Annotated in this window: 22 protein-coding genes; 13 read left to right on the top strand and 9 right to left on the bottom strand. The window is 40.3% G+C overall.

All coding sequences use genetic code 11. The annotated features are described in order from the left end of the window. Positions 1-145: 145 nt before the first annotated feature. The 5 genes from ACFX4L_RS13060 to rpsN all read left to right on the top strand — a co-directional run bounded on the left by ACFX4L_RS13060 (position 146) and on the right by rpsN (position 3,280). Positions 146-1,339, top strand: coding sequence for a GTP-binding protein (locus ACFX4L_RS13060; RefSeq protein WP_377405356.1), 1,194 nt, complete (start codon positions 146-148; stop codon positions 1,337-1,339). A 20-nt stretch (positions 1,340-1,359) separates the two neighbouring features. Next, the gene (rpmG, locus tag ACFX4L_RS13055; protein ID WP_061465383.1) at positions 1,360-1,509 is read left to right on the top strand and encodes a 50S ribosomal protein L33; all 150 of its coding nucleotides are present in this window, start codon (positions 1,360-1,362) and stop codon (positions 1,507-1,509) included. 66 nt (positions 1,510-1,575) lie between these two features. Then, a complete protein-coding gene (locus ACFX4L_RS13050; RefSeq protein ID WP_377405354.1) occupies positions 1,576-2,118 on the top strand; it encodes an FAD/NAD(P)-binding protein in 543 nt (180 codons plus the stop codon). A gap of 266 nt (positions 2,119-2,384) precedes the next feature. Continuing rightward, complete coding sequence (locus tag ACFX4L_RS13045) at positions 2,385-2,744, top strand: hypothetical protein (protein WP_377405352.1); 360 nt, start codon at positions 2,385-2,387, stop codon at positions 2,742-2,744. Between the two features lie 266 nt (positions 2,745-3,010). Further along, the gene (rpsN, locus tag ACFX4L_RS13040; protein WP_377405350.1) at positions 3,011-3,280 is read left to right on the top strand and encodes a 30S ribosomal protein S14; all 270 of its coding nucleotides are present in this window, start codon (positions 3,011-3,013) and stop codon (positions 3,278-3,280) included. Positions 3,281-3,663: 383 nt separating this feature from the next. Here rpsN and ACFX4L_RS13035 read toward each other — a convergent pair whose 3' ends face one another. From ACFX4L_RS13035 to ACFX4L_RS13025, 3 genes are all read right to left on the bottom strand, one after another. Further along, on the bottom strand, positions 3,664-4,050 hold the full coding sequence (locus tag ACFX4L_RS13035; RefSeq protein ID WP_061465380.1) for a VOC family protein: 387 nt from the start codon (positions 4,048-4,050) through the stop codon (positions 3,664-3,666). A 226-nt stretch (positions 4,051-4,276) separates the two neighbouring features. Beyond that, the gene (locus ACFX4L_RS13030) at positions 4,277-4,960 is read right to left on the bottom strand and encodes a DUF3600 domain-containing protein (protein WP_089361815.1); all 684 of its coding nucleotides are present in this window, start codon (positions 4,958-4,960) and stop codon (positions 4,277-4,279) included. Further along, a complete protein-coding gene (locus ACFX4L_RS13025) occupies positions 4,960-5,541 on the bottom strand; it encodes a sigma-70 family RNA polymerase sigma factor (RefSeq protein WP_377405348.1) in 582 nt (193 codons plus the stop codon). Before ACFX4L_RS13025 ends, ACFX4L_RS13030 begins: the two co-directional genes overlap by 1 nt. Before the next feature lie 208 nt (positions 5,542-5,749). Between ACFX4L_RS13025 and ACFX4L_RS13020 the strand changes: the two genes are divergently transcribed. Next, positions 5,750-6,016, top strand: a complete 267-nt coding sequence (locus ACFX4L_RS13020; RefSeq protein WP_377385877.1) for a DUF1292 domain-containing protein — start codon at positions 5,750-5,752, stop codon at positions 6,014-6,016. Between the two features lie 357 nt (positions 6,017-6,373). Next, the gene (locus ACFX4L_RS13015) at positions 6,374-6,553 is read left to right on the top strand and encodes a hypothetical protein (protein ID WP_377405346.1); all 180 of its coding nucleotides are present in this window, start codon (positions 6,374-6,376) and stop codon (positions 6,551-6,553) included. Between the two features lie 361 nt (positions 6,554-6,914). Here ACFX4L_RS13015 and ACFX4L_RS13010 read toward each other — a convergent pair whose 3' ends face one another. After that, the gene (locus tag ACFX4L_RS13010) at positions 6,915-7,109 is read right to left on the bottom strand and encodes a hypothetical protein (RefSeq protein ID WP_284469380.1); all 195 of its coding nucleotides are present in this window, start codon (positions 7,107-7,109) and stop codon (positions 6,915-6,917) included. Between the two features lie 278 nt (positions 7,110-7,387). Here ACFX4L_RS13010 and ACFX4L_RS13005 point away from each other — a divergent pair, with 278 nt between their 5' ends. Both ACFX4L_RS13005 and ACFX4L_RS13000 read left to right on the top strand, forming a co-directional pair. Then, a complete protein-coding gene (locus ACFX4L_RS13005; RefSeq protein WP_061465376.1) occupies positions 7,388-7,816 on the top strand; it encodes a cell wall hydrolase in 429 nt (142 codons plus the stop codon). Between the two features lie 149 nt (positions 7,817-7,965). Beyond that, positions 7,966-9,426, top strand: coding sequence for a PAS domain-containing sensor histidine kinase (locus tag ACFX4L_RS13000; protein ID WP_377405344.1), 1,461 nt, complete (start codon positions 7,966-7,968; stop codon positions 9,424-9,426). 37 nt (positions 9,427-9,463) lie between these two features. On the opposite strand, the gene ACFX4L_RS12995 is transcribed toward ACFX4L_RS13000, so the two are convergent. Beyond that, complete coding sequence (locus tag ACFX4L_RS12995; protein ID WP_377385868.1) at positions 9,464-10,456, bottom strand: NADPH:quinone oxidoreductase family protein; 993 nt, start codon at positions 10,454-10,456, stop codon at positions 9,464-9,466. Between the two features lie 161 nt (positions 10,457-10,617). Here ACFX4L_RS12995 and ACFX4L_RS12990 point away from each other — a divergent pair, with 161 nt between their 5' ends. Next, positions 10,618-11,058, top strand: coding sequence for a peptidylprolyl isomerase (locus ACFX4L_RS12990; RefSeq protein ID WP_089361807.1), 441 nt, complete (start codon positions 10,618-10,620; stop codon positions 11,056-11,058). Positions 11,059-11,527: 469 nt separating this feature from the next. On the opposite strand, the gene ACFX4L_RS12985 is transcribed toward ACFX4L_RS12990, so the two are convergent. Together ACFX4L_RS12985 and ACFX4L_RS12980 are read right to left on the bottom strand one after the other, a co-directional pair. Beyond that, a complete protein-coding gene (locus ACFX4L_RS12985) occupies positions 11,528-12,466 on the bottom strand; it encodes an oxidoreductase (RefSeq protein ID WP_377405342.1) in 939 nt (312 codons plus the stop codon). A 122-nt stretch (positions 12,467-12,588) separates the two neighbouring features. Next, a complete protein-coding gene (locus ACFX4L_RS12980; RefSeq protein ID WP_284469383.1) occupies positions 12,589-13,359 on the bottom strand; it encodes a sulfite exporter TauE/SafE family protein in 771 nt (256 codons plus the stop codon). Positions 13,360-13,585: 226 nt separating this feature from the next. Here ACFX4L_RS12980 and ACFX4L_RS12975 point away from each other — a divergent pair, with 226 nt between their 5' ends. Then, positions 13,586-14,368, top strand: coding sequence for a TrmB family transcriptional regulator (locus ACFX4L_RS12975; RefSeq protein WP_284469384.1), 783 nt, complete (start codon positions 13,586-13,588; stop codon positions 14,366-14,368). An 88-nt stretch (positions 14,369-14,456) separates the two neighbouring features. Here ACFX4L_RS12975 and ACFX4L_RS12970 read toward each other — a convergent pair whose 3' ends face one another. Further along, the gene (locus ACFX4L_RS12970; RefSeq protein WP_284469385.1) at positions 14,457-14,810 is read right to left on the bottom strand and encodes a hypothetical protein; all 354 of its coding nucleotides are present in this window, start codon (positions 14,808-14,810) and stop codon (positions 14,457-14,459) included. Positions 14,811-15,081: 271 nt separating this feature from the next. Between ACFX4L_RS12970 and nagZ the strand changes: the two genes are divergently transcribed. Both nagZ and ACFX4L_RS12960 read left to right on the top strand, forming a co-directional pair. Next, positions 15,082-16,326, top strand: a complete 1,245-nt coding sequence (nagZ, locus tag ACFX4L_RS12965; RefSeq protein ID WP_284469386.1) for a beta-N-acetylhexosaminidase — start codon at positions 15,082-15,084, stop codon at positions 16,324-16,326. 89 nt (positions 16,327-16,415) lie between these two features. Continuing rightward, a complete protein-coding gene (locus ACFX4L_RS12960; RefSeq protein ID WP_284469387.1) occupies positions 16,416-16,604 on the top strand; it encodes a hypothetical protein in 189 nt (62 codons plus the stop codon). Between the two features lie 268 nt (positions 16,605-16,872). On the opposite strand, the gene ACFX4L_RS12955 is transcribed toward ACFX4L_RS12960, so the two are convergent. After that, the gene (locus ACFX4L_RS12955) at positions 16,873-17,274 is read right to left on the bottom strand and encodes an SET domain-containing protein (RefSeq protein ID WP_056523115.1); all 402 of its coding nucleotides are present in this window, start codon (positions 17,272-17,274) and stop codon (positions 16,873-16,875) included. Between the last annotated feature and the right edge of the window lie 265 nt (positions 17,275-17,539).

Here is a 17,539-nt window from a genome sequence, read left to right as displayed (position 1 = left end):
GAGAGGTAATTTTGAAAAAAACTTGCAAATAGTAATGATTACGTTTTATTATAAAGGAGTAGTACTAAACAAGAGAATAATTCTATCGAATAAATCGTAATGATTTTGATTTGCGGGTGGGTAAAAAGCTAAGGAGTGTTTGTGAATGAGAAATAAGAAAATCCCTGTTACAGTTTTGAGTGGATACCTTGGCGCAGGAAAAACGACACTGCTGAATCATATCCTTGAAAATCGGGAGAATCTGAAGGTTGCCGTCATCGTCAATGATATGAGTGAGGTCAATATTGATGCTTCCCTTGTTAAACAGGGAGGGTTTACCCGGACAGATGAGAAGTTGGTGGAAATGCAGAACGGTTGCATATGCTGTACGCTTCGTGAGGATTTAATGATTGAAGTGGAAAAGCTGTCCACACAAGGTAATATCGACTATATCGTGATTGAATCGACCGGTATCAGTGAGCCTGTTCCGGTCGCCCAAACCTTCACGTATGTTGATGAAAACGTGGGAATTGATTTATCACAATTTTGTCGGCTCGATACGATGGTCACCGTTGTTGATGCGAAGAACTTTTGGCAGGATTACGCTTCAGGGGAAACTCTTATTGATCGAATGCAGGCAAATGATGAGGCCGATCAGAGGGAAGTGGTTGATCTATTGATTGATCAAATTGAGTTCGCCAATGTAATACTTCTAAATAAAATGGATTTAATGAAGCCCGAAGATATAGGGGAGTTAAATGGGGTCCTTCAAAAAATAAACCCGGATGCGCGGATTATAGAAACGGATCATTCCCAGGTGCCGTTAAAAGAAGTCATGAACACCCATCTGTTTGATTTTGAAAAGGCAAGCCAAGGGGCGGGTTGGATAAAGGAATTAAATGAAGAGCATATTCCAGAAACCGAAGAATATGGGATTGCCTCCTTCGTTTACAGAAGGAAAAAACCATTTCATCCATCGCGGCTGATGACGTGGTTGGAAAGTTGGCCGGTGGAAGTTGTGCGGGCAAAAGGCTTCCTTTGGTTGGCATCAAGAAATGATACAGCTGGCCTGCTATCACAGGCAGGACCGTCATTAATGATCGAGGGAGCAGGTAAATGGATTGCTGCTTATCCTAAAGATGAACAACAGCAGATACTGCAGGATGAACCTGAATTATTGGAACGCTGGGATGATATTTACGGAGACCGGATGACGGAACTAGTGTTGATTGGCATTCAAATGAATCAACAGAAAATCGAAAATGAATTAGATCAATGCTTATTGACGGAAATAGAGCTGCAGCATGATTGGTCTCTGTATGAAGATCCATTACCTGCATTTACGGAAATAGTTCATTAATAAACTTAGGAGGAACAAACATGAGAGTAAACATTACTTTAGCATGCACAGAATCAGGGGACCGAAATTATATCTCAACGAAGAACAAGCGGAATAACCCGGATCGAATCGAATTGAAAAAGTACTGCCCGCGTTTAAAGAAACACACGCTTCACCGAGAAACGAAGTAATTCCGAGGTTTAAATCGTAATGATTATGTTTTATTGAAGAGAATGGATGTAAAAGGGGGGAAGTTCATGTTGGAATGGATCATTATTGGCGGAGGCATTCAAGGTACGACGATGGCCACATTTTTACTAAAGTCAGGAAAAACGACAGTGGACCAGCTGGCGATTGTAGATAGAAATGAAGAACCATTGGCGAGATGGAAGCATTGTACGGAAGTGATTTCAATGCCATATTTACGTTCACCATCCGTACACCATCTGGATGTGAATCCATTCAGCCTGCAGAAATATGTGGAAAAAGCAGACTGGAACAATAATTTTTATGGCCAATATAAGCGTCCATCCCTACAATCCTTCAATGAACACTGTGCTCACGTTGCAGATGATTTATCTATTAAGCAGGCATGGGTGCAAGGGAAAGTCACGTCTGTCTGTAAAACGGGACAGGGCTGGGAAGTACAATTGCAAAACAAGCGACGACTTGCAGGGAAAAAACTCGTGATTTCAATTGGTATTGGTGAACAGCATTATTGGCCGGATTGGGCACTGCAATTAAAACAAAGCATGAGGGCTTCATTTTTCACATATTCGATGAAAATATTCCGGAGCTGACACAATTACATGGACCCATCACGATCATTGGGGGAGGCATATCTTCTGTCCATCTGGCTTTAAAGCTGAGTAAGATCCATCCCAATGAAGTAACGGTACTAAAGCGGCATCCGTTTAGAATTCATGATTTCGACAGTGATCCTGGTTGGTTGGGGCCGAAAAGACAGCGTCCTTTCCGTGCTATAACAAGCTATCAATAAAGACGCGAAGCCATTATCCATGCCCGTTATAAGGGATCCATTCCACCTGACTTACATAAAGTGCTGATGAATCAGGTTAAACAGGGATTATTGCGTGTCATGGATGTTGAAGTGATAAGCGCTGTGTGGAGGGACGGGCATATTAGCCTCAGGGATAAAAACGAAAAGGTTATCCAACAAACAGGGACGATCCTTTTAGCAACCGGCTTTAAGTCTTCAATGCCAGGGAAGGATTGGCTAACGCCAGTCATCCAGTCGCATGATTTACGCCTTGCTGAATGTGGTTATCCGATTGTATCGCAGTCGTTGCAGTGGGGACCTGGTTTATATGTCACGGGTGCATTGGCTGAACTTGAAATGGGACCGATATCCAGGAATATATCTGGAGCAAGACAGGCAGCGGAACGAATTGTGAACAGTTTATAGAATTTATAGGCTGTTTTCACATACTTTGTTGCTATTTACCAGGTAGTGAGTTGTGGTTGATTTCCCCTCCAGATGCTCGCTTTCCGCGGGGCGGGCGGTGAGCCTCCTCGGCGTAAACGCCTGTGGGGTCTCACCTGTCCCGCTGCTCCCGCAGGAGTCTCGCACTTCCGCTCCAATCACCCTTAAATAGTTTCGTTTTAAAAACAACAATCTTTACGAAAAGAGCCAATTTATAAAATCATTATGTTTAAAAAGGAGAGATTAAAATGGCTAAAAAATCCAAGGTGGTAAAAGCACAAAAACAGTTGGCAATGGTCGAAAAGTATGCAGAACTTAGAACGCAATTGAAGGGGAAGGGGGATCATGCTGCATTGGCCAAACTCCCGCGTGATTCTTCGCCGACAAGGGTTCACAATCGTTGCGGAGTAACAGGAAGGCCCCGTGGATATATGCGCAAATTCAACATGTCACGTATCGTTTTTAGGGAACTTGCTCATAAAGGGCAACTGCCAGGTGTCAAAAAGGCAAGCTGGTGAAGCGGGGAGAAAAGCAAGGTTGATTCAGGGGGAAGGTTCCTTGAATCAACTTTTTATTTTGAAAAGGAAAGCTTTAAGCAGTCAGAGTATATAATATTAAATCGGTTAATAAGACAATTTGAGAAGTAGGATGTATGATTTTTTGTTAGTTACAAAGAGGAATCGTTCATGAGAATAAGAGCCCTTAATAAACCAAGGGCCGCTTCATGTCTAACCTAGCTTAAAGGAAGTGTATGGCGTAATCTTATTTTACTAACTTTAATGCTTGTTCAGAAATTAAGGCACGAAAAGGGGGCGTGAGAGAACCAGTTCGGTTTAGGTAAGGTAAGATAACGTAAAGAAAGCAGAAGTTTTATCAACTCTGCTTTTTTATTAATCAAATTTTACCTTTGGAAAAATTCAATCCACTCTTTTTCTGGTCCATATATGTAGAAATAGCGATAACCATTTGGAAGGGTGACGATTTCTTCATCAATCAGCTCGATGTTATCTAAACTTTTAATCCGGTCATATTCCTCTTCGATATCATCCACAGTAATTGCAAAATGGTGGATCGTTGCTTCGGATGGCAGTGTGTCGCTATAACCTTGAATTAATTCAATTTCTGTTTCGTCTGAATCATTGTATCCAAGGAATGCTAGTTGGATTACACCATTAGTATGTAGCACCCGCGATTTCACTTTTAAATCTAATACATCCTGATAAAAGGTTATGGATTCTTCAAGATCTCTTACAACAACTCCGATATGATCGACTCTTTTTATAGCCAAGGAACTTCCTCCTAATTTTGTTTAGTACAATATGAAAGTATTAGTATATATAACATTATTCGTAATAAAATTACAATTTCGGGGTAGTGTTTTTCTGATTATTAAAAAATGATGGATGAAGGAAGAATTGGCTGGTGAATCGTGGAAAATGATTGATAAAGAAATAGACAATACTTAATGAAGAAAAGTATTGTCTATACATGTATAGTGGAGAACTCTTTCTACTTCATTGAATTTGCATCTCATTTACATAATCCATGAAATCCCTTGCTTCTTGAAATTCAGCTTGAAGATTGGCAGGTAAGTCATCGACATTAACTGAGCCGTTTTCACTCCCACTTTGCACGGCAATTTTTTCATATGTCATAAGAGCCTCAATATACGTTTCGTATTCCTCAGCCGTTAACAACTCTTCACTGGATACTAGTCCGTTTAATTTATCAAAATATGGCTGTATTTCCATAAAAGCTGTTTTTAATTCAGCGATTTTTCTTGAAGGAAGTTGGTCGTAATCAATATTGCCGTTTGCATCTCCATAGTCTAGCTTAGACTCAGTTACTACATGTAATAATTCTTTGAAATCAGCATACTCTTCTTTTCCCAATTCACCTTTAGCTTGGGACAGTTTTGCATCGAAAAGGAGGTATCCCTCCATGGTAGCATTAGCCAAATGCTTTTTTACCTGCTCGAATGATCCGTATAGATCATCAGCCAGGAAGGATTGATAGGCGAAAGCACTGGTTGGGAGTAACAGTGAAGCAATTAGCACGCTTGTTATTAAATATTTTTTTCTTTTTCCTCGATTAGTTGTTATTGTACTCATTACTTTCACTTTTAGTTCTGGTGAAGGATTTAGGCTCTTACTTTCTTCATATAACGCTTCCCTTAATTGATTATGAAGATTGTTCATTATACATTCCTCACTTTCTCTAAAAATAATTTACTTTCTTTTCCTTTCGCATTCAACTTTCTTAAAGAAGCGTGAATCCTGGATTTAACGGTTCCAATCGGGATTTCTAAAATTCTGGCTACCTCTTCTAGTGAATAATCATTTAAGTAGCGAAGAATTACGACTTGTTTTAGCTTGTAAGGTAACTGGTTTACTAAATCTACGAGTTGTTGATTAGAAATTTTATCAACAATGTCATGAGAAAAATCTGGAACATTGATTCGTACTGCTACTTCTGCTTCTGCCTTTTTAGAAATCCTTAGGCGCATCCATCTTTTCCGTCGATAGGTTTGAAGCTGCCGTATGACAATCCCCATTAACCATGGTTTGAAAGGTCTTTCACAATCATATTTACGAAGAGACTTATAGACCTCTATGTAGATGTCCTGAATCACATCGTCAATATCCGCTTTTTCGTCTATAAGAAAGTGAACGTTTCTATAGACACTTTGAATAGTTTTTTCATATAGCTCGTCGTATGCCTGTTTCTCTCCCTTTAAGAAAAGTTTGATGCTGGAAATTAAATCATTTTGGTCACTCATCCTATAATCTCCTTCCGTCTATACTATATATTGGTAAGGTATTAATATTTCGTTCGCTTTTTAGGGGTATTTTCCCATTTTAATGGATTATTTTCTTGAAAAGAAAAGAATTTATTTTTTTCCAGGGCAAAAATTTGTTTCTATATGGAATAGTCGATATACTATGGAAACAACTCCATTATTTAATGGATATGGGAGGAGAGGTAATATGGGTAATATTCGTGAAGGTGAGGTTTTCACCCTTACTGATGACAATGATGAAGGCCATGAAGTTGAGGTTTTAGGATCATTGGATGTAGAAGGAACGGAATATGTAGCAGTAGGTTTGCTTGAAGATATTGAAGAAGATACAGAGGAAGATATCGATATTTTCTTTTTCAGGGTCGAAGGCGAAGGTGAGCTGCTCGATATCGAATCGGATGAAGAGTTCGAAAAGGTATCATTGGCGTTTGAAGCGGCATTTGAAGAGAAATAATGATGGGGCAAGAGTAAAAGGCGGCACAATATGTGCCGCCTCAGGCTGTTGAACAAAAGGTTTCGGAATGTTCTCATTCCGAAACCTTTTTGATTTTTTATTGAATTTGAAGTACTTTCTTTAATTTCTTTCTCTTCTTCCTTATCGAAACTCTTTATAAAGCTTCATTATTCCATCTGCTTCGCATCGCAAGTTATAAAATAATTGTTTTTCCAATTTGGAAACCTCCCGATCTAAGGGAATGGAATGCTATATTAACTTTCTACAGCAGTTCTGCAATAACCTACTAATTTAATTTGATACAATATGGTTTACTTGTTAATATGGCCTAATTTGATTAAAAGGGGTTATGAAACAATGAAAAAGATTGAAGTTAAAGCAATTAATGTTAAGAGAATTATAGTTCCGGCTGTTGCTAGTGTAATGTTATTTTCAGCCTTTACACCTATTTCAAAAGCTTTTGCTTCTGAAATAAAAGAACCAGTTCAATCAAATACCGAAGTAAGTTCTGAAATTGTAGATGTCTTTTATTTGTAATTCTTATTTTTTTCTCTCTTCCCACGCCTATAACCTTGTTCTAAAGTATGCTGCCAAGCATTTATATTTACTTATAAATGACCCTCTCAACTCGAATAGCTCACCAAGCTTACAGATGTATTGTTCACAACAACGAAAAAAGCGTAAGCTATTGCCTACGCCTTACTTCTCAACTTATTTTTACAGTAACAAATACTATCTATTTACCAAAAAGGCGGGCGAGCACCCCTTCTTCTCTTCTTCATGATTAGTAACGGCAACCTGTTTTATACTTTCCTCATTTTCTTTTATACCTGCCATTAATCTTCTGTCTTTTTCTTCTAGTTTGTTATTTATATATTCTTGCTGTTTCTGGATTTGTTCAACCAATGACTTTTGTCTGTTCGTCTATGGATTTTTGCATGTCCTGTACGGCCCCAGCGACATTTACAGTCACTGGTTCCTTGAGACCAAGTTTTACCTTATATTTACCGAACGAACAACTGTTTAGAACTAAGGAACGGGTGTGCGGGACTCCTGCAAAAAGCGAGTGCCCTACGTTCCAATCAACATTCAAAAGTTACAAACCCTCAAAAAAGCTGTAGACAAACTCAATTATTTATCGAGTTTGTCTACAGCTTGAAGGCGGCACAATATGTGTCGCCTTTTTATATGTAAAAAGAAAGTATTGGCCCCGCCTTCGCCAAATACCATGATAGCCACGCGTGCTACCCAGCCTTACTTAAGTATAATGTTTTAATATTGATGGGACGTGTACTTTATATGAAGGTTTTGTGAAAAAACGGAGTATTTTTCCATCTCTGGGGCATAGGATGAAAAAGTGGAGGTGATAGGATGGCTGTTGTAAAGAACACTGCAGCCGATCGTGCCTTATTGGCAAGATTGCTTAGAGCTGAAGGCGAGGGTGAAGGTGATCAAGGCATGTTGATGATCGGGAATGTAGGGATCAATCGGATTAGGTCTAATTGTTCCGATTTCAAAGGGTTGAGGACGATTCCAGACATGATTTATCAGGAACATGCCTTTGAAGCTGTGCAGAAGGGGTATTTTTATCAACGAGCAAGAGAAAGGGAAATAAGGCTTGCACGTCGCAGTATAAATGGTGAAAGGCTATGGCCCTCGAAATTTAGTCTATGGTACTTCAGGCCACAGGGAGATTGTCCGGCAACCTGGTATAATCAGCCCCTCGTTGGGCGTTTCAAGCTTCATTGCTTTTATGAACCAACAGGTGCAGAATGTGAAAATATTTATAGTACATTTTAAGGAAGAGGCTGAACCTTATGGGGGTTTGGCCTCTTTGTGCATCAATCTTTAAATAGGATAATATCATATGATAAAACTGGCAAATGATTTACTGATACTGTAAAATTGAGACTGTAAATTTCCGGATAAGAAAGGAATAAAAAAATTTGATGAGTAAAAGGCTTATTAATTATGGACAAGGGCAAATGGGAGAACAGTCGGTGGATGATACACTTAAGTCATTCATGGAGAACAACCCGGACGCCATATCCATTGTTGATCTGGAAGGAAAGACCCTTCAAGTAAATGCCGCTTTTGAAAAGTTTTTCGGTTGGAAGAATGATGAGCTCATTGGCATGCCATATCCAATTATTCCTGAATTCTTGAAGGAATCAGCCAAGGAATTGCATGACCAAATTAGGGCAGGGGTAAAAAAGAAAGGCTTTGAGACGGTCAGGCAAAGGAAGGATGGCCGGTTAATCAATGTGAGCATCTCCCTGTTTAATATCCGGGATAATGAATATGAGCCGTCCGCACTGGTCTTCGTTTATCGGGATATCACGAACCAAAAGCTTGCTGAAGCTGCCTTGAAGGAAAGTGAGCAAAGATATCGCAGTTTAGTGGAGGTGTCACCTGAAGCGATTTTTGTACATCGTGATGGGATAATAGAGTATATGAATCCCATGGGGGCAAAAATGCTGGGGATGGATAGTGTGGAAGATATTATCGGTAAGTCGGTCTTTCAGTTCGTTCACCTGGATTCCCGGGAAAGTGTACAAAAAAGAATCGAGATAATGAGGGACGATTATCAGGCGGTTGGTTTACTGGAACAAAAGTTCATTCGACTTGACGGACAAGTATTTTATGGAGAAACACTCGGTCTTCCGATTATTTATAAAGGTCATCCAGCGATACAGGTATTCTGCAGGGATATTACGGAGCGTAAAAAAACCGAAGAGCTGCTTTGTAAATCCAATATGTTATCGGCCGTTGGACAAATGGCTGCGGGTATCGCACATGAAATAAGAAATCCATTAACTACGGTCAAAGGATTTTTACAATTATTAAGCGAATACCCTGAGCAAAAGGACTATCTTGAAATGACGGTCAGCGAAGTTGAGAAAATTGAAATGCTGGCCAATGAATTTTTAAGTTTAGCAGAGCCTGAAGCGAAGGTTTGTGAATCGATTCAGCTTAACGATATTTTGGATAGTGTGATTACATTAGCCGAGTTTCAAGCGATATTGTATGATGTTGAAATAATCAAGGAATATAATACGGGTTTGGGATCGGTCATTGGCGAACCGAATCAGTTAAAACAGGTTTTCACGAATGTCGTCAATAATGCGATTGAAGCCATGCCGAAAGGCGGCAAACTTCATATACAGTTAAACTATGAGGGAGTCTACGCGATGATCCGATTCATTGATCAAGGCTGTGGAATTTCAAAAGAGCGCATGAAGCATTTGGGGCAGCCTTTTTATAGCACCATGGAAAAAGGAACAGGGTTGGGGCTCATGGTCAGTACTAAAATCATTCATGGGCATAATGGGGAAATTCATTTCAGTAGCGAAGTGGGAAAAGGGACGATTGTAGAAATCATTCTCCCCCTCAATGAGAGCTCACAATGAAAAGTGACGAGAAGCCATGCTTTCGTCACTTTTTGGATTATAGCTTAACGATCGTTCTGCCTCTTGCTTCCCCTTTTAATAGGGTAGGAAGGATGTCAGGCAATTCTTTAATAGTAATTTCCTGTTGAACGAGCTGTTCTAAATGTGCAAGTTTAAAGTCGGTGGCAAGGCGATGCCAAACTTGCAATCTTGTATCCATCGGGCAATTGACCGAATCGACCCCAAGTAAATTAACACCTCTTAAGATGAATGGAAAGACGGTGGCAGGAAGGCTTGTGCCAGCTGTTAATCCGCTTACCGCCACAGATCCGCCATACTTGATTTGGCTAAGGACCGAGGCTAACGGTTCACCGCCGACGGGATCTACCGCCCCGCTCCACTTCTGTTTGCCAAGTGCCCGAAGCTTGCCATCATATACTTCTTCACGGGATACAATGGTCGTCGCTCCGATTTCCTTTAGGTATCCATGTTCCGATTCCTTTCCTGTACTTGCTTCCACTGAATAGCCAAGTTTGGCAAGGATCGAGACAGCGAAACTGCCGACCCCGCCAGTTGCACCAGTGACGAGAACGCTCCCTTGATCAGGAGTGAGGTTATTTTCTTCAAGGCGCAGAACTGATAAGGCAGCAGTGAAACCTGCAGTTCCGATGATCATCGCCTCTTTCAGTGTAAGGCCATCAGGAAGTGGAACGATCCAATCTGCTGGAACACGGGCAAATTGACCGTAGCCGCCGGATTGTGAAACGCCAATCCCGTAGGAGGTCGCAATCACTTCGTCGCCTTCCTGAAACCGGGAATCCTCAGATGAAACGACTATACCAGCCATATCAATTCCTGGAACGATCGGATAGCTGCTGACAATGTTTCCATTCGGAATGCTGGCAAGGCTATCTTTATAGTTCACACCGGAATAATGGACACGGATGAGCACTTCCCCTTGCGGCAAATCATCAAGTGATAGTTGCTGAATGTTAACGGAAAATCGATCATCTTGCTTGTTTACAACCAATGCATCAAATTGCTGTAACATGGTTTGTTCCCCCTTTTATACTGAATCTACTCCATTATAGAAGAAAAAACGTCAAAAAGTATAATGATGAAATTCGAAATAAGTAGCGCTTCCTTTTCTTTCTACTTCTAAAAATGTTACTATTAGATTTGATTCAGTTCATATTAAAGGAGATGTTTTACATGGCTAAAAAAGGATACATACTTATGACAAATGGAGAAAAGATCGAATTCGACCTTTTCCCGAACGAAGCACCGAACACAGTGGCTAACTTCGAAAACTTAGCAAACACAGGATTTTATAATGGTGTAGTCTTTCACCGTGTAATCCCTGGTTTCGTAAGCCAAGGCGGAGATCCTACAGGTACAGGTGCAGGCGGAAGCGGCAAGCAAATCAAATGTGAAACAGTAGGAAACCCTCACAAACATGAGGCAGGCAGCCTATCGATGGCACACGCTGGAAAAGATACTGGCTCAAGCCAATTCTTTATCGTGCACGCGCCACAACCGCATCTTAACGGTGTTCACACAGTATTCGGTAAAGTGACATCTGGACTTGAAACGGCTAAAGCTATGAAAAATGGCGACAAAATGGAAAAAGTCGAAGTTTTTGACGCTGAATAATGGAAGTGAAAAGAGGGGGCATATGCTCCCTCTTTCTTTTTGCTATTTAAAGGGCAGCAGACTTAAACTATAAGCCCATTTTGTATAGTAACTAATGAAAGTAAACCTATTTGAAGAAATCGTTTCATTAGAGCAAAGCAAATATAGAAAGAACCCTTTTCGGGGGCCCTTTCTCGCTGTCTAGAACTCCGGCTTTGATTGTCGATTTTACTTCTTTTGCAGGAGCATGGTTAAGAATGACACATACCCATTGTTCCAACACAAAGATCCCAGCTACCACTTTTGTTCATGCTCCCCACTCCTTTTTACATCTTTACAATAGAACCACCTGTGGATCCTTTATAATTTCCCCATACCGTCTGTTTCTTGTCTGTCCTAATTCATGGCCCTTTTTAAATGTAAATTAGAGGGCAGCATTTTTGTTAGAGATACACATATACGAAAAGAGGGAACCCTTTAAAATATTGAGTCATTTTGGCGTAATGCTTTCACTGAAACAATATTTGACCCCTGACATGGTTTCCGAAATATCCCATAATCTTTTCGAAGTTTCTTCATTATACAAGGTATCGATGATAGTATCTTTTCTAGGAAAGCCTTTTCTGCTTTTCTTTCCATCGGGTCCGATATACTCCCCGCCTGTTAAGGTTGGTTCCGTTGCGGCATAAAGAGTGGGGAGTGCTCCCATATTTGCCGGCTGGGTGAAGGTTTTGGAAAGAAAGTGGACGAACCTATTCATGGGTTTGCCAGATCCGCGTGACATGAGATTAGTATGGGCAAGGCCCGGATGACAGGCAACGCTAATCGGGTTTGCTTCATGCTGGTTGAATTTGTTCTGTAATTCGCGGGCAAAGAGAAGATTGGCCAGCTTGCTTTGCCCATAGTATTTCATCGGTTTATAACCGTTTTCACCATTTAGATTTCCGAAGTCTATGAATCCATTGATGGCGGCCAAGCTGCTCAATGTGACGACCCGCGATTTTGGTGTAGAAAGGATACGCGGAAGAAGGAGGCCTGTCAAAGCAAAATGACCGAGATGGTTGCTGCCGAATTGCAGCTCGAAACCATCCTTCGTTTTGCTGTATGGCGGAATCATCACACCTGCGTTATTGATAAGGACGGAGAGTGAATCATAGTTTTCGTTAAAGGAATCAGCAAAATGCCGAATGCTGCTTAAATCACCTAAATCCAGCTGCATCACGCGTACATTTGCTTTAGGATGCACCGAGATGATTCTATCGACCGCCTTTTCACCCTTTGAAGCATTCCGGACGGCAAGAATGATCTCTGCCCCCTTACCGGCCAGGGCATAAGCCGTTTCGAAGCCAAGTCCACTATTTGCACCAGTAATCACAATGGTTTGCCCTGATACATCGGCCATATCTTCCCCATTCCACTTTTCAATCATCCAAATCACACCTTTCCACACATTCTATACCTATCATATACCCAAATAATTCCTATATGTCACATTCTGTGGAGGGAATCAGGTGCTGTATTCTATTTTTCTGATGTAACCGGAATTTTTATTTAGCTCCCCATTAAGTAATCAATTATATTTTTCATGATCAGGATGACGGTAACGATGATGAATAATACTCTTACATATGCCACTCCCTTCTTAATGGCGAATTTAGAACCTGCCAATGCTCCTGCTATCATGGAGATGCCCATCGGTATTCCATAGGAAAAGTTGACGGTATCAAGAAATATGAACATGATCAGTGCTGCCAGATTACTTCCGAAGTTTAGAAATTTTGCGTTTCCTGCAGAATGCAAGAAATCAAAGCCAATCATTAAAAAGGCAAACAAAATGAAAGATCCCGTTCCAGCCCCTAAAAATCCATCATAAAAACCAATGGCAAATATAGCGAACGCAAATAGTGCTGCCTTTTGCCATGTGAGCCTCTTGTAAGTCGATTCTTGTCCCCAGTCCTTTTTTAAAAAGGTATAAATGGCTATAGCTAGTAAAAGAACTAAGATCAGTGGTTTTAATAATTCGGGTGAGACGAAATTGACGACCCAGGCACCCAGTAACGATCCTATAAAAATAAATGGGAAAAGTTTGGCCACGAACCGAAAATCAACCTTACCTGAACGAATGAAGGCAATTGTACTTGTTAAAGCCCCCATGGAACTTGCTAACTTATTCGTTGCAATCGCAGCCGTTGGGGAAAGTCCAGAAAATAATAAAGCGGGTATGGAAATCAGGCCACCGCCGCCGACCACAGAATCAATGAATGCTGCCAAAAAGCCAAAAAACATCAGCAGCAAGAGTGTTGAAATTTGTATATCTTCCATCCAAGAAGCCTCCGTATCAAGGGCATTATGGCCGAAATGCTTGCTTTTGCGGCAGCCATAACCCAAAGTATTTTAATTAGTCACTATTTAGATAGTAACTAATTAAAATCTTTCTGTAAATAAGAATATGATGAGTTATGTTCCCATACCTTTTGAAATCGAATAGATTTCGGTAGGAGATTTGGTATGATAGGCATATAACTTACTTAATGCACTAGGAGGTACTATGCAAGATATCATTCAAAAACTACAGTCTCTCGGGTTTAGTCAATATGAAGCAAAGGCTTATGTTTCTTTAGTTCGCCAAGGTCCAACCAGTGCCTATCAAGTAAGCAAGGAATCTGGAATTCCCAGGGCACGTATCTATGAAATATTAAATGGACTTCTAGAAGAAGGAGTCGTATTAAAAGAGGAAATCAATGAATCGATACAATATTCACCATTACCAGTCGATGTGTTTTTGGAATCCGTCCAATCGAAATGGAACAATACCTATCAATCCATCAGCCATACACTAAAGCAATTCGAGAAAATCGAGCCCATGGCCGACAATCGTGTAATGACGCTTAAGGGTGAAGCGCATATCCTATCCTTTTGCCGTACTTTGATTCAAAAAGCGGAGAGAAGGGTGGTAGTTTCCTTATGGGACAAGATGTATGGGAAACTTGAACAAGAGCTTAAGGGGGTAGCTGCACATTGCACTCTCAAGGGGATTGTATTTCAGGTTGAACACCCATTATCAGGTTTAGATATACATCGTAAAACCAGCTATGTGGACAATATAGGAGAGAACAAATGGTTCATCCTATCCATTGATGGCAAGGAGACGATTTACGGCCCTTCTTCGGAAACGAGAGAAACGGCGTTTTACACAGATGATCCCATTCATATTAATTTTCTCGAAAATTACATTTGGCATGATATCCTCGTTAACCGCTTAGTTAAAAAGGACGAAGAAGATGCTGAGAAATGGATTTCGAGGGAAAGGGACCGTTTTTTCTCGCTATAGCAGTTGGAACCATATGAAAAAAGCTGATAACCCCTTATGTAAGGGGATATCAGCTTTTTATTATTTATTATCGCAGTATAAATCAGAGTCATCTGGATAAAAGGGTTTTAGGAAATCTAATCGCCGTCGGTAAGTTGGATTTATCTCGATAAGACCTGTACGACACAATGATATGGTCATGCGCTAGAACATCCAACTGGAGAATTTGTGAGCTTTTCATTTCCACATAGTACGTAACATCTTCTTTTTGTAAATGATAAAAAGAAAAGGGGATACCTAAAAGGTCTTTCCTTATTAGTTTTGTTTCAGGCTGATTGATGATGTGCTCACTCAATTCCACTATTGTAACAGAAGTTGTTCCTGTAATTGTTGTTATTTTTGCTTTTGCATAATCGACTGCATGACTGAAGGTTTCGGCAAGATTCTTCAAGATTCCATCCATGGGGGCATCTCCTTTGAAATAGGGTATGTATGTAGTATGGTACGTGGCAAATGCTTTATGCAAAAAATACTCAATGATGCTATAGAATTGTCCGTTTATGAACATGATTAAGAGAGTGTTCTACGAAATCATGTTGTCAGGTGTGGGATAAATAAATACGCAGTTAAGGAAGGACGGGCAGTATGAATGATGAAGTACTATTTGAAGAGGAAGAATCAATGAAGAAAAGAAACGCTTTTGAAATGCCAGGTCCCCAAAAGAAAGGCAAAGCATGAAGAAAAAAAATATATATTTGGGTCTGGCCTTTATCGCAATCCTCTCTTTTTTTACAGTGTTGTTCATTCAGTTGAATATGGATGCGAATTCTAAAGAGGGTAAAGGGAAAGACTTCGATGCCAACACGGATAACCATGAGAAAATAGAAAAAATGCTTGAAAAAATGACGCTTGAAGAGAAAATCGGACAGCTTATGATGGTCGGTTTCAACGGAACTGAAAAAAACAGTGAAATTACGGAGCTTATCGAACAAAAACATATAGGGGGCGTCATTTATTTTGACCGCAATATGAAATCGCCTGAACAAGTGGCTAAGTTATCCAATTCGCTACAGCAAACAGCCGATCAAAGCTTACATCCGCTTCCTCTCATGGTGGCCGTCGATCAGGAAGGCGGGGACACAATCCGGATGAGGGAACGGGTATCGCCACTCCCGGCGCAAAAGGACCTTGGGAAAAATGCATCTGTCGAAGACATGTACAAGGTGGCAAAATTGAATGGGAAAGAACTTGGTTCAATGGGGATTAACATAAATTTCGCCCCTGTTCTTGATCTATCGAAAACGGATGAGCGTTCATTTGGAAAAGATCCGGAAAAGGTCTATCAATACGGAAAGAAAGCCATTCAAGGCTTGAATGATGTATCCATAACTGGTGCATTGAAGCACTTTCCAGGAAACGGACGCAGCGAAATCGATCCGCATGTCGAAACATCGTCAGTGGAAACAAACCAACTTGATCTAGAAAACTCGGATATTTATCCTTTCAAGCAAATCATAAGTGAAATGGATAACCAAAAGTTTTTCGTGATGGTGACCCATATTAAATATCCAGCCTATGATAAAGAAAAACCTGCAAGCCTTTCTAAAGTCATCATAGAAGACCTGCTTCGGGGGAAACTTAAGTATGAAGGGCTTGTGGTCACGGACGATTTGGAAATGGGAGCTGTGAACAAGTATTTCTCTTATGAAGAGATGGGGAAGCAAGCAATCCTTGCAGGAGCTGATTTATTACTTGTCTGTCATGAATACTCCCATGAACTTGAGGTATATAACGGATTACTCGAAGCTGTAAAAGCAGGAGAAGTTCCAATAGATAGAATTAACGAGTCAGTGAAAAGAGTGTTGACATATAAATTCTACACTATGAAGCAAACGAAGGCAGACCCGGATCAAGCTGAAAAAGTGGTGAAAAGCCCTGAAAGCATAAAGTATATTGAAAGTCTGAATTTGGATAAGTAAAAGGGAAACCGCACACAACAGGATGCTTTAGTTTAAATCAGTTGATAGAGGGAATACTAACTATAACTAACTTGAAGGAGGAAATTCACATGCCATCAAACAAAATGATTGGAACCGTCCTGATAGGAGCTGCAGCATTTTTAATGCGCAATAAGAAAACTCGTGAAAAAACCATGAATCAAATAAAATCGCTAGCCACACCAGAAACCATTGATAAGGTTAAGAGCCAACTCCAATCATTAACTAAATCAAAATCAAGTGACCCATCCGCTCATTAAGATGAAAAACCCCATCAGGTTGCTCAATCATACAATTTGATGGGGCTTTTTTTCATTGCTCCCTTTTTGATCAAACATCTTCACTTTTCCATTCTTCCCCCGATCCGACTGGTTAAAAAAAATAACGGGTTAATGGCGTGTTACCTGACTTCAAAGAAGACCTCCATTAATTAGAACCCGGTGAAAGGAAAATGAAAAGCACTCGTTTCTTCCGAAGACCTTGGACAGGCCTGTCAAAAGTACAAGTGCTTTCATGAATGATCAATGATCATTCAGCTTCATCTTCACCATTATCTTCTTTATTGAACCAAAGCGGATCCTCATTATCGACTTCACCATTATAATTAATCAGGATTTCTTCTCCTGCCTTTATGTCAGTGTAAGCAAAGAAATCAAACGTATGATTCTTAAAGTTGATGTCGTACGTAGCATTTGGTGTATAAGAGTGATTAAACAGCATGCCATAACCTAAAAGCATGGCAGTATGGTTAATTCCATATTCAAATGCATAATCAGCAAGCAATGTTTTCTCTATGAAAACATGCTCCTCGTTTGGGTAAGCAATGACAGGTGCTTCATGCAAAAGCTCACCTTTTTTAATGTCTTGTGTTGCGAATACGCCTCTATTGAACTCACCATCACTGAGTGTGGAAGTTTTAACTTCAATCATGTTCGTCACCTACTTGTTCTATTCAATATAGTCCAGATCATCTAAGCTTGACAGTTAATAAGGAGAAAAGCAACTATTTTACGGAAATAATCATTTTCACACTCATTTTGGGAATCTATTGAGGCCCTACCTTTTATCATAGGTTCCGTGTGACGGAATAATTCACATGAAGGCCGAAAAAAGTGATCATTCGGCCGGAAAATATATATACATACAAAAAACACCTCCGCTAGAAGTGAAGCTAGGGAGGTGTCGGTCATATAGG

This window comes from Peribacillus sp. YIM B13482 (genome assembly GCF_042787975.1).
GTDB classification, from domain to species: Bacteria; Bacillota; Bacilli; order Bacillales; family DSM-1321; genus Peribacillus; species Peribacillus simplex_A.
The sequence above is the reverse complement of the archived record's forward strand: the minus strand, read 5'-3'. Positions and strand labels throughout refer to the sequence as shown.